Below are 12,359 nucleotides of genomic sequence, written 5' to 3' on the forward strand. Positions count from 1 at the left end.
AAACTATTGTTTTTTATAACTTAATATCAATGCAAAACAACAGGAATGATTGACAAAAACAGAAGTTTACATAATCTTATCCTCAATTGATTATTAAAAGCGATTCACGCATGAATACGTCCTTTCTAAGTAAGCTATCTCTATTATCTGATGCTTTATCAAAGCCATTACGCATACAGCTAATGAGCTTTTTGACCTCACGTTATCTATATATGGATGAAAAAAGGAAAGAGTTATTCTTGAATTTTTATGCAGCCTTTCTTTTCTCTCAAGGTAAAACGAATTTCAACACGATCGACATTCTTAATAACAAGGATAGGTTTCAAGAGCACGTTGATATTTTAATTGGCTTTATCTACGTAGAATCAAAAAACCTGACCGTTAGTTCTCTCGGTCGTATTATGAAACCTCTTCACAGTATGATGTGTGAGCTTGCAAAAACTAATGATATTGAAATTACTGCGCAAACCTTTAACGAGAAAAGAATTAGCGATTACACTCAGAATTGCATTGAAAAGTATCAGGCACTTCCTGTTGGTTTCGATGAAGAAAGATTAGCGTATTTAGATGGGTGGACAATTACAGCTCAAGATCGTAAAAAAACACCAGTTCAACTTGACTTCCTCTACGTGAAGTATGGTCGGGACTTTGCCAACAAAATCCACAAGGTCCTCAATCAATTTGGATTAACTCAAAAACAGACGACTCTGAAATCTAGAACACAAGAAATTGTACGTCTTTTGAAAACTGTATCCACTCTGGATAGACAAGGCACTATTGAATCTTTCGAGCTGTTACTTAATGCAAGAAACGCACAATCAACATTCTATAAAGCATACCAAATTCAACTATCAGAATGTCTTACTAAAAATAATGACTTAGTGGTATTCAATCAAGTATTCATTCGCAGTCTTGATGTTTATGAATCTTCATTTATCAATAAAAAGGTTTATCCCGCCCCATTAAAACCTTTTATCAAACCTAGCATTTTAGAGGTTAAAAGCCCGCCAAGCTTTTCCATAGGCGGTAAGCCAGATAAGATAGAAAAAGCTCGCTGGTTTGCCGATATTCCACTACACATCAAAGATGAACAAGCAATCGAGATTATCGACTCTCGTATTAATCGAAGTATGAACTATCTCAAAACAGTGTTTACCAATCACTTCAACATGCTTAAAAAGCGACAAGAGAGAAACAAAACATTCATTGAAAATGGGTGGGTTAAACCTCTTACAGGAAATTTAGTTAGTAGCCCTAAAGGAGTTATTGGCAATATGGCATGTGAGATTGGCGAAAGTTACTTAGCAAACACTGTTGCAACTTTCTATTATTATGGCATCAGTGGCTACAATGGCACCGAATACGGCACATTTTTAGGTTTTTCAGGTAAGAGAGATGAGTTATTAAAAGAACTTAATTTACCTACAAATTCAACGATATTTACCTTAACTGCACTACTGGTTATGGAGCACCCCAAAATCACCCCAGCTTGGCTTCACAAGCTTCAGTTGTTCAATGAACATGGAAAAAAAACATGTTACTTTCAAGCAGGTAAGCAGTTCATTTTATCAAGTGAAAAAGAGCGAAGAGGTCGTAACTTAGCTCAGCAAGACGTTATTCTAAATGACTTTTCTAAATCAATCGTGGATTTTATTGTTGAACATACCGAACTTGCTCGACAGCATTTAAAATCAATCGGTAATCCTAACTGGAAGTATTTAATCTTGACCAGCTCTCTTAATCGTGTAAATAGACCAAGTTTAGGCTCTGGCTTATACAAACGCATGCCTTTCATCACGAACTTACTTAAAGATGAAGCGTGCATCCCCTCTGAACACGATTTATCACAGAAAGATATTGATAGTATTGCCTGTATTACAACACACAGAGCTATTAGGCGTCACCGAGGGCTTCAGATTTATTTAGAGACTCGCTCACAAAGCGCTGTCGCTGAGGCGCTAGGCCATAAAGAGGTGCTACATCAACTACTTGAAATCTACCTGCCTAAGCCGTTGATGGATTTCTTTACTGAGCGTGTTGTTCGGCAGTTTCAAAAAGCCATTATTCTTAAAGCAATGGAGGAATCCCCATATTTGCTAGATGCAGCGAATATGTCCTATGAGGAAATTAAAGAATTCATGGAAAATCACGGATTGAACGACATCCCTGATTTCAACACAAATTTTGATAAAGCAGCGTCTAAAGGCGGTCAAGACACCTTTGACAGTGTCATTTTTACGATTACAGTGCCATTAATTCAAATACTTATCAGCATAAGAACCATCATAGATACTGATGATGAATCTAGTTTTAGTGATTTAGTTCAACACTGGTATCAATCAGCAACTTATTTGTTAAAGCGTTTCGAGCTGGGTGATTTTTCCGATAGCGATGAGATTGAAGAAATGTATCAAGAAGCGAGAGAAAGCCCGTTAAATCATGACGTTATTAAGGGGGTGATTTCATGCTAGCAGCCGTGAATAAATATGCCTGCCTCGAAGAACTTACTAATGATGTTGTGAGCACCCCAAAACTCCTTGATCAGATGAGCGCAGAAACACTTTCTCAATTAACCTCTTACGCCATTGATAATGATGATTTTCGAGTTCTTACTTTGCTCGCAGAAATACACACAGGCATCCCAATGGACACTGATTACTTGCCTGAATGGTGGTTGTCCGACTTTCATGACGATGTTACAGAAGTGAAATTTGAGCACCAAAAAAACTCAAAAAAATTACGTTGGTGTGATATTACGTTAGATGATGGTGAGCTCCTTACAGGTGAGAAGCATAAACCACTTCTTAATGCATTTAAACACTGGTTGATCGCTTGCGACAATCCGATAGAGAATGGCGGTAAGCTTACAAGCTCAGCAACAGCATCTGCTAAGTGCAGGTTGATTATCATACTCATCAATACCATTTTACTGAATGGTAAAGCCTTAAGGCTATCAGAACTTCACCTACAAAGGGTCACGGATGAGTTTTGGCTAAAAGTGCTTTTAACGATTGCAGAAAACTCAGGTTCAATTTCTAATGATTTGTACCAAATAAACCATCGAATCAAACACTTGCTAGATGGCGTTGACGTACCACCCGAAGATGTTGAAGCATTTAAAGCTAAATATCCTCACGTTGATCGTAAAATCGCTAGTGACGAAACTATTTTAAATCTAAAAGACAAAGTAAAAGCTTGTTGCTGGCTTCATAAGCAGCGTTTTTATGCACATGGAGCTGACGATAAAGCTGCTCATTGCAACCCTAAAGGCAATAACTCAATCCTGACTGCATTGCTTTTCGAAGGGAAAATTCTGAAAGATGAACTTATTATCACCTCCTTCCCTGAATTGGAATTACAACCAGCACCTAATCGCACAGAATACAAAACGGTGCCTAATATAGATAGTCTCAATGGGAGTTCATTGAGTTCTCTTAATAAATGGTTTGAGTGCATCCATCTTATTAATACCAATATCGATAAAAGCAATGTTAGTGTATTCAATCCTGTCACAAGTAATGTGTCCATCAGCACACTCCAAGGTCTAGTTTCAATTCGAAAGAGCGCGCGAACAAAAACACTTTCTCCTGAATTTACCTTTGATTTATTTAGGCGCAGTTATGAGCTTTTAAAGCAACTTTGCACTGCACCAAACGAAGAAGGAGTTAATTTTTGGGATAGTGCCCTGACGCTACTGACAAAAGCAAGTGAAAAATCAACTAAGAGGGGCTCTAATTCTCATCGCCCTGATTCCAAAGCAAAAAGATTTGATGAAGCTCTTCATGGGGATTTACCACATACTGAGCTTGGTCACTGGCTTAAATTTGAAGCTATAGATTCAATTCCCTCAGAATTCAAAGAAAAAGGCATAGTGCAATTCGAAGGAATATCCTTAAAGACTGAAAATCGTCATACACGTATCCGTAACAACGAATCAATGCTTGAGCTTTTCACTGTTTTGCAGGGAGCAGTTCAATTACTCGTTGGCTCTGTGATGGCAAGACGACAAGATGAGCTTATCAAGCTTAAACCTTTCGGAAACCTTGTTTATATTGATGAAAATGGGCAGCCATTAACAGATGAGAACCCTTATATTAAAGATAGTGAACGGTGGTCTTTACGATTCAAGGTTAAGAAAACTGGCATTAAAGGCAAAAACTTAACGGTAAATAGACCAATCCCTTTATCTATCACTCGTTTCGTTTGGCAATTAGAGCAGTTTAATCAGCAAGCCATTGATCTTAATTTAGTTAAAAAGAGTGATCTTGCTTTATTCAATTATATTGATTCGAAGACTTTTAAGTTGAGAAAACATACCGCTTTTTATTTCAACGCTGCTTTTGATGCACTTTGTGACTACTTTGAGACAGCTATCGTCCAAATGGATAACGGTGAATATCATCGCCATTACGTAAGGCAGCACCAGTTAAGACGCTTCTTTGCTTTAGTGTTTTTTTGGTCGAAACGTTATGAAAATATGGAAGCTCTCCGCTGGATGCTTGCCCATTCCGATTTAGAGCATTTACACAATTACATCACCGAGGCTGATACAGGTGCAGTGCTTAATAGCGCTAAAGCAAGCGTAATTGTTCAAAGTGTTATCCATGATAAAGCAATGATCGATGACCTTGATGAAATAGAAAAACTACGAAAAATCATTGCTGAACGAGTAACAGACGATGCATCTAAAATGCTACACATTAAAACTCTCGATGAAGCCGTTTGGGATTACGAAGATGAAAATGAATATCAAACTGTTCCACATATAAAACAGCTTCAAGCAGAGCAAGAAATTGAAAATGAAGTGCTAACACTACTGGAAGATGGCTCTATAACCTTACATCCAGAATTTTTTACCATACGGGATGGTAACGGTGAAGATATTAGAAGCTTCAATCTTATTTTGAAAGTTAATGAGTTAAAGGGGGAATAATGAACCAGGAAAAAAATCAGCTTAAAGTTTTAAAGACAAGAGATTTTCTAAAGGAAATTATTGCCTATCCTAAAACATTCAAAGAAGATAAGGATCTACTAAAACAATTAAAATCACAAGGTGGACTCGCTAAGTTTGAGTGCCAGGAGCGCAATATTGAGCCATGTGCTTTAAATACTTTCAAAACCAACGCAGACGAAGTTATCAATGAAGGCTTTGATGAGATTGATAAGCTACGAAAAAATGCAGTGGATGCTCTTGAGTCCGAAATTAAGGGCAAGAAGTCTCGCAAAGGCAACTTGAACACTCATGCAGGTCAAAAGAAACGAATATCAGATCAAAAGAAAGAGATAGAAGCACTTCAGAGAGAGAACATGCTACTTACGGCTTTATTGCGTGAGTCTCGATCAAAAATGAAGACGCTTGCAATGTACAAAGGCACAGAAGAACAGCGTTGGGAAGTTTATCTTGCTGCTAACCAGCAGATTCAAAACGTATGTGATTTGTATTTTGAAGGTGATATATGATTACAAACACATTAAAGGGTGTTCAGTTTTGGACGCACTTAGGTGTTCCTAGTATTGCAGAAAAACGAAAACCAATTGATGTGCCTTTTCTAAGTTACTCCAACTACAAGCCTTGCGTAGAAGCTAATGCCTACATGCACCACTTAGCTGTGCTGAGCAATCTTAAAGCAACAACGATTAGGACCTATGCAAATAAAATTGTTCACCTAATTCGCTTTATCGAAAATCAACCCACATTGACCAGGTTTAGCCAACTTACAGACAGCTCATTTACGCTTTTTGTTCAGAACCTTACACTGGAAGAAAAGCCCAATGGTGAACCTAAGCGCTCACCAACAGAAGTTGCAATAATTGGTGAGACTTGTATTAAGTTTCTTGAGTTTGTTCAAACATTTCATGATTTAATTCATTTCATCGGGCAAGAAGAAATAAATGCCATTTCTGTTATTGAGAAAAGGCACTCTATCCACATTGAGGGCAGAAAAGAGAAAAAAGAAGTCACCACTATTACCCATGCTTCACTACCCAAAAAAGGCACGATTAAACAACGCCACCCTGTGAGTCAAGAAGATGCTTTAAAAATTTGGGAGCATATCTGCAAGCAGAAAAAAAATATTTCTCACCTTAAAGATCCTAAATTAATAAGAATCGCTAAACGTGAACAGTACGATAAACGCAAACGTGATAAAGCGATTTACGTGTCTATGGAAATGCTTGGTGGTCGTGTTGATGAACTACATTCTATTCGATACAGCGACCTTGTAGAAGCAAGGAATACAGGCTCTTTAAGAATTAAAACAAGCAAGAAACGAAATGATGAAGATAATCAACGTTACTTACCTGTCAATCACATCTTCTTGGAGCAAATAACCAGTTATATTAATGTCAGAAAAAGAGTGATGAAGAAGTTTCAGGCTAAGCATGACTATCTGTTCATTAGCCTAAATGATGGTCTGCCCCTAAGCGCTAAATCATGGACTAAATACATCAAACAGTGGGCTGATGACTTAGCAATCGAAGGTAGGGTATCGCCTCATTTATGGCGACACGCACGATTTACGAAATGGATGATAGACCGAATTCTAGCGTCTAAAGAGATTAACAGTAAAGACGACTTCAGAAAGAATGTACTGCACACGATGCAGTTTAAAAAGGAGCTACAGCAGTTCTCAGGGCATACTCTCATTAGTTCATTGGACACTTATCTTGATCTGGCTTGGGAGGCACTACATGGCTATACGAAGGTTTATAATGCAGCCTCACTCAAGACTACTGTAGAGAGTATGGAAAGAGAAATAGAGAGTCTTGAAGCTCAAATAGAAAGGAATGAGCTGGCAGCCATACAAGTTGTGCAAAGCGTCAAATCTCTCTTATCTGCATTTAAAAAGGATATTGATAAGTCCATAGCTAATAAGGACGTTTCACTATCCAGCGAATGACAGCTAAAGTAATGCCACGTTGTGGCATTTTCAAGCTATAGACAGTTGATGCATTATCCATCTCTAGTAAGGTTCTGGACATTTCCACGTTACGATCTCTTATGAATGCCGAACACTCGGATAAATCTGGCTAGGGAAAAATGAGAGACCTAACCCCGAGCACTTTATGAAATGTTCGGCTTCAAATATCTTTTTTCAATACCAAGATAACGTGATAGATAAGGGCCTTGATGACATGATTTAGGCTATGGACTTCTCGAAATAGCAGAAGCATCTTTCTTAGAAATCTCATGAAACTTAGTTCAATAGTTTTATCTCTCGTCAACCCTTCTTTAGCTGAACTGTATGTGATTATCTGAGTTGCTTCATTATAGTCGTGCTTATAGTGCGCAATACCGTTTCTTAAACGGTTATCAATGGCATTATCATCAAATTTAAAGAATGATTCATCGATCGCAGATAGTTTTTTACCAAGGTCAACATTGGCGTAGTTATCGAGTGAAGAGAAAGCTTTAATCACATCTCCATTTTTTTTACTGAGTCGAACGTCATCGGAAAACAAGTTGAAATCACCGCGATGTATCAAGTTGTTGAGCCCAGCAACAAGCACTAGTTGTCGAGAGTAAACTTCGGCAAGATCTTTATAGGTATCATTGCACGTATCAAAGCTTTGAGTTGATACTCTGGCAGGAACATCACCGAGTTCTTCTTCTGCATAGTCATAATACAAAGCAGGGCGCAAAGGAAGTTCTAGCTTGATTAGCCTAGGGTACAAACTGATAGTGTCATGATGGACTGTTCTTAGAAAGCCAGTATTGAGTAGGCTGTCGAAGAACTCATTTAGATTATCATTGTGCTTGTTATATAGTTTGAGAAGCAAATTGGGCATCTCTTCACTAAGCTCTTTATTATGTTCATGAATGGTTAGTGGTGAGGAAATAACGGATGTAGCACTGTAAAGAGCTGCAATAACATCTTCATTCTTGTGGGACTTTAGTTTTATAAAATCCAAGTCATCTAGGCCTTTGATTACTTTCTCAAATCCTTTGATGTTGCCCCTTTTGTACTGTGAGATCAGTCTTTTTAAACTTCGGTGATGTTCTCCAAGCCTATTAAGAAGCTCTAGTCGTGATGACAAATGATAATACGAATCCCGCCCTATCGAGCTAAAGACACGCATAAATGCCGTTTCGCCTTGCTTGTACGCATCGAATGACACCGGAAAATCTAGGTGTAGGTCTACGAAAGGGTTTTCACCAGTAAATAAACCATCGAACTCATTGATTTCGGTTGCCCCTTCAAGATTGTCAAGCCCTAGAGTAAATGTGATTTGCTCACCACACTCAGGACAAGCGAACTGAAATGGCTGAACGTCACGGTTAGAGAACCCTATACGACAATCTATCAAGGTGTCGCATGTATCACATTGATAGCGAGTGCAAATATTCATGTTAAATCACTTTATAATAAGGATTTATCTCAATAATTCTTACTATATATCACTGTTAAGTAGCATTAGAAACGAAGGTTGGATTAATTCTGTTATTGTGACTTCAGTTGCCTAACCAAATGACTGCTTAAGGGCTGAACCTCTTCAGGTGAGTGTTATTTGGTCTATTCTAGAGCGTCCAAAGGTCCCCGTTCGACTGTTCTGAGAAGGAATGGGGCATTTTAGTATGATACTTTAATACTCAATAACGAACTAAATTAGTAAAACAAGGGTTACTTTTAGCACCAGAAACGCACACATGGCTGTGTAGTGGTCAAGTAAAACTGGCCAGAATTCCTTATCCACTACACTGTGGCTCTTCCTACACTTGTAAGGAAGTAAGCCTCCGTCATAGAAGACTTCCTGACAGTTATTGCGCCAACTTAAATATAACAAAGACAAGGGTCAGTGCCACACTAGCGTACACCGTAGCAAAGTGATTTACTTCCTGCTCCTCGTTCTCGACATCTGAGATGGTTCCAAACCTAACCATTCTTTTGCCTTTGGCATAAACTCTAAGGTGCAGTTCTGAATGTAAGAAAGCGAACGCAAAAAGCTCAAGAATCGGTAGCGAGCTTTGGATTCCATTCAAAACCAAACTGATAATCAACAGGATTGCAGTTGCGGCTAATGTCATGTTAAGTCTGGCTGCAATGCTGTTATTGTCTGGGAATACCTTCAATTTCTAACCTAAGAGATCGCTCTGATAAGCGTCAAAACCATGAAGATAAAGACAAGAAGAACAATAAATATATTCAAATAATATGTGTTCCTTATTGAATCGACGTCACCTGGGTCTTCCTCGGTCAATGTGCCGAACTTCATCATTGGCTTTCCTTTAAAGTAATTCCTCATATGTAGTTCAGAGGCAATAAAGGACAGCCCCCAAAGCCCAGCAGCTATTCCAGCTGCCTTTGGTTCGTAAAAGAAACAGGCTATCACGATGCAGATTTTGAAGGCTGTTAATGCGTTGAAAAGCTTGAGTACGTTATCGTTAGTTAGCTTCATTTAAAATGCTACCCGTAGTAAATGCTGTGGCATTCTCCACCCTTGAAGATATGGCTTTGGATATGCCAAGTAAATTTAATCTGTATGCTGCACCTTTCCCTGCAGCATAGGCCCATGCGGGATTTAAGGTCTCATCAGAATATATGGTGTAAACATTGTCAGTATGAGACAGCAGTTCAAGAGGTTTGAGGTATGGCGCAGCAATCAAGGTCATGTTGACGACTGTCATCACATCGGATTTTCTATCTTTAGCCGCTGCTGCTACATATTCCTGAAATGCATCATCCTGAAGATCAAAGTTTGCCCCCATCATCAAACACTCAGCGGTTGCACATCTCGCTTTAAGCCTGACGTTAAACGATTGATTGTTAACTGTCATATTTCGTCGATAGCTACCATCTTGTTGAAGTCGTTGTGAGTGTCGAATTTTCCGATGCCTCTCGGATGTTTTTATTGCACGGATACCGTCAATGAAACCTAACTTAAGATTTTTCAAAAGCTGGCTGCTTTGCTCATAGTTGAGCGTTTGGTTTTGGTAAGCCTTCAGAATAGAATTCACCGCCTGACTGAATTCTCGTACAGCTTTTGAGTGCACCTTACGATCAAGCTTTAGTTGTGCAAGTTGCATCAACGTCGCTGTGATGAACTGATTGGCTTCTTGCTCAAGTAACCAGTAGTTCTCATTCAGCTCTTGTCTGGAGCTCGTCATTGTTACAAACCTGCTGCATCTTTCATACTTTTTAATCCATCAAGCCAAGATGAGAAACCGTTGGTGGTCGCAGCCAAGTGCTTCCAGTGAATATCACGATATGAGATATCAACGACTTCCTGCATTTCAGATTCACCAAAGTGGGCAACGTTTGGCATCTCAATATGGACGTTTCTGACAAGTGCACCTATCAGGTCAATTTCGTAAAACTTCTCTTGTACGCCACCTCTCGGAGAGTTGCGATAGAAAGTAAGCTTACATTTAAGCTCAGAACCGTCTGAACACGCTTGCGATATTAACGGACTAGACTTATCAACTTTCTTGACTATCTGCACAGGAGAGTGAACGGAACGATTCTCCCAAGCCATATTGTGAGAGAACCCTAGAACGGTAATCTCGTCTTCATGACCAGGCTGATAACCATTGCCCATTGAATCGGGAGTGTTACACGCTGTCGAAAGTAGACCACCTTCAGTACTTTCAATTGTTAGGTAAGCGATTGTGCTCATAGTATTTGTTCCTTGGTTTTCTTTAAGCAAATCGTACCAGTTTTCAACCATTAGCACATCGTTGCATAATAACTGCTGTATTGGTGAAATTATCGGCTTATAGGGTGAGTTTCATAGGTATACTCCAAAGCTTATAGTGATTTTGTACAAAAAGCGTCCAAAAATACCAGCAACCCCAATTGTGCAACAGCTTATTGCACAAATTATTCCTAATGAATTCTACTTGTATCTAAACAGGTTTCGGAGCAAAGACGTGTTTGTCGAGATCGACGTCAACATATCCTTGGACAAAAGCATGTTAGAGTAATCACTTAAATTAGGTAAATACGGATAACTTCATGTATGGGAAAGTCGCTTAATGCAGTATCCAGTTTTGCAGGTGCAGATCATCTTGCTTTATAGCAACAACTTCTGTACTAAAACATGACGTTATACTGACCAAAATATTCCATTCTTGTTTAGTGTGAGCCAGCCGCATACACAACCTGCTCCTCAGTGCGCGACCTATCTGGCAAAGAATACAGCCAACCCCCTGCTGTTTAGCACTGCAATTTGTAAGAGATTGGCGTATTTGGTACGTAGGTGAAACGTTCTGGATCCGCTAGCTAAAGTAACTCGCGTTTTTTACTATACGATGCGCACGACCAGGCTTTACAATTCCACAATCAAATTTTCTCACAGGCAGTCGCAGTTCAGACATTCAGTGCCGAATTTGGTAAAGCGACTCCCTCCGTTTTCTCCAACAAATGATTCGTGTGACACGATGAACGCTAAGCGTTTTCCATTTGCTCGATGGTCGCTAAATTCGCCAGCTTAAACTTATAAAACCGCCGTATGCCTTTTTGGTTATCCTCATCTATCTGAGCCTGCGATCGAGCATCGATGTACCACTTTTTCTCAAGGATCCACCGAAACGCCGCGCGCTCAGTAACGTAAAGTTCCTCTTTGCCTTCGTCAATCCCAAAATCCGTGATTACCCGCATGCGCTGAGTTTGAGATAAACTCTCATGCAGGGTCAGTACGAGAGGGAGCCTAAGGTTCCACAGCGTATCTTGAGATAGAACCTCCCCGCTTTTTTGTTTGGCTTCATTGGACTCTAATTCTTCCTTGACGGCTCGCACTCGCGCAAAATGAAAGTTCTTAAATGCCGGCTTTGAACTTTCTGATCGATCAAAGGCGCGAAACAACCAGCTAGTCCCATCGTGCATAATCGCCAAAGGGACTAAGATTCGCGTGTCATGGTTATCACTATTTTCGGAAAGGTAGTTGCACGAAATGGCATAGTGCCCCGATATGGCTCGGGTGATCTTGGCCACATTCTCCAGATTAAGTTGATTAGGAATTCTCCCGATCAGCTCAGACGTCACATCGGACTCGACAGGACGAGAGTATCGGTTAAACCCATTCGCTAACATTCCTAGAGCCTCATCAGGGTCAAAGGCGCACAGAGGCACAAATGTCTCTCTAAGAATGGTGTTGGTTTTTTGTGTTTTGTTGTTGGGCCTTATTGTCGCGTACTGCGTCAACACTCGTGATGCCGCCGCCTCAGCGATCCCAAACACCGCGTTTAAGTCGGCTCGACTTACCCGACCGGTAAAGAACAACTTGAAATCAATATACTCAAGGCGTGGGGTTATCTGCGTGCTCACATCCCCATCCTTACCTACAGCATGTAACGTCATAACTCATCTCTAACCACTTATTCATTGCTTAGACTACCAGAACTATACACCATGAGTCGCTTT

At 39.7% G+C, this 12,359-nt stretch carries 9 protein-coding genes; 4 read left to right on the forward strand and 5 right to left on the reverse strand.

Annotated elements, in window-relative coordinates; translation table 11 throughout:
* The first annotated feature begins 110 nt into the window (after positions 1 to 110).
* Genes FIU99_RS14830 through FIU99_RS14845 form a run of 4 tightly spaced genes read left to right on the forward strand, consistent with a single transcriptional unit; the run spans position 111 to position 6,899 of the window.
* The gene (locus FIU99_RS14830; RefSeq protein ID WP_152472337.1) at positions 111 to 2,471 is read left to right on the forward strand and encodes a hypothetical protein; all 2,361 of its coding nucleotides are present in this window, start codon (positions 111 to 113) and stop codon (positions 2,469 to 2,471) included.
* Positions 2,465 to 4,933, forward strand: a complete 2,469-nt coding sequence (locus FIU99_RS14835) for an integrase (protein ID WP_152472338.1) — start codon at positions 2,465 to 2,467, stop codon at positions 4,931 to 4,933. The genes FIU99_RS14830 and FIU99_RS14835 overlap by 7 nt, the downstream gene beginning before the upstream one ends.
* Positions 4,933 to 5,460: a hypothetical protein gene (locus FIU99_RS14840; protein ID WP_152472339.1), complete on the forward strand. Its 528-nt coding sequence runs from the start codon at positions 4,933 to 4,935 to the stop codon at positions 5,458 to 5,460. The genes FIU99_RS14835 and FIU99_RS14840 overlap by 1 nt, the downstream gene beginning before the upstream one ends.
* Positions 5,457 to 6,899: a tyrosine-type recombinase/integrase gene (locus FIU99_RS14845; protein ID WP_152472340.1), complete on the forward strand. Its 1,443-nt coding sequence runs from the start codon at positions 5,457 to 5,459 to the stop codon at positions 6,897 to 6,899. Before FIU99_RS14840 ends, FIU99_RS14845 begins: the two co-directional genes overlap by 4 nt.
* Positions 6,900 to 7,080: 181 nt before the next feature.
* On the opposite strand, the gene FIU99_RS14850 is transcribed toward FIU99_RS14845, so the two are convergent.
* From FIU99_RS14850 to FIU99_RS14870, 5 genes are all read right to left on the reverse strand, one after another.
* Positions 7,081 to 8,349 (reverse strand): hypothetical protein, encoded by a 1,269-nt coding sequence (locus FIU99_RS14850; protein WP_152472341.1) that lies wholly within the window; start codon positions 8,347 to 8,349, stop codon positions 7,081 to 7,083.
* Between the two features lie 409 nt (positions 8,350 to 8,758).
* Complete coding sequence (locus FIU99_RS14855) at positions 8,759 to 9,025, reverse strand: hypothetical protein (RefSeq protein ID WP_152472342.1); 267 nt, start codon at positions 9,023 to 9,025, stop codon at positions 8,759 to 8,761.
* Positions 9,026 to 9,382: 357 nt separating this feature from the next.
* On the reverse strand, positions 9,383 to 10,105 hold the full coding sequence (locus FIU99_RS14860; RefSeq protein ID WP_152472343.1) for a hypothetical protein: 723 nt from the start codon (positions 10,103 to 10,105) through the stop codon (positions 9,383 to 9,385).
* Between the two features lie 2 nt (positions 10,106 to 10,107).
* A complete protein-coding gene (tssD, locus tag FIU99_RS14865) occupies positions 10,108 to 10,614 on the reverse strand; it encodes a type VI secretion system tube protein TssD (RefSeq protein ID WP_152472344.1) in 507 nt (168 codons plus the stop codon).
* 770 nt (positions 10,615 to 11,384) lie between these two features.
* On the reverse strand, positions 11,385 to 12,263 hold the full coding sequence (locus FIU99_RS14870) for a WYL domain-containing protein (RefSeq protein ID WP_253899448.1): 879 nt from the start codon (positions 12,261 to 12,263) through the stop codon (positions 11,385 to 11,387).
* Between the last annotated feature and the right edge of the window lie 96 nt (positions 12,264 to 12,359).

Origin of the sequence: Vibrio sp. THAF64 (assembly GCF_009363455.1) — a bacterium.
Classification (GTDB): domain Bacteria; phylum Pseudomonadota; class Gammaproteobacteria; order Enterobacterales; family Vibrionaceae; genus Vibrio; species Vibrio coralliilyticus.

Bases quoted from the DNA above. Each gene is read 5' to 3' on its own strand.
- FIU99_RS14830 (WP_152472337.1), top strand. From the start codon at position 111: ATGAATACGTCCTTTCTAAGTAAGCTATCTCTATTATCTGATGCTTTA.
- FIU99_RS14835 (WP_152472338.1), top strand. From the start codon at position 2,465: ATGCTAGCAGCCGTGAATAAATATGCCTGCCTCGAAGAACTTACTAAT.
- FIU99_RS14840 (WP_152472339.1), top strand. From the start codon at position 4,933: ATGAACCAGGAAAAAAATCAGCTTAAAGTTTTAAAGACAAGAGATTTT.
- FIU99_RS14845 (WP_152472340.1), top strand. From the start codon at position 5,457: ATGATTACAAACACATTAAAGGGTGTTCAGTTTTGGACGCACTTAGGT.
- FIU99_RS14850 (WP_152472341.1), bottom strand. From the start codon at position 8,349: ATGAATATTTGCACTCGCTATCAATGTGATACATGCGACACCTTGATA.
- FIU99_RS14855 (WP_152472342.1), bottom strand. From the start codon at position 9,025: ATGACATTAGCCGCAACTGCAATCCTGTTGATTATCAGTTTGGTTTTG.
- FIU99_RS14860 (WP_152472343.1), bottom strand. From the start codon at position 10,105: ATGACGAGCTCCAGACAAGAGCTGAATGAGAACTACTGGTTACTTGAG.
- tssD (WP_152472344.1), bottom strand. From the start codon at position 10,614: ATGAGCACAATCGCTTACCTAACAATTGAAAGTACTGAAGGTGGTCTA.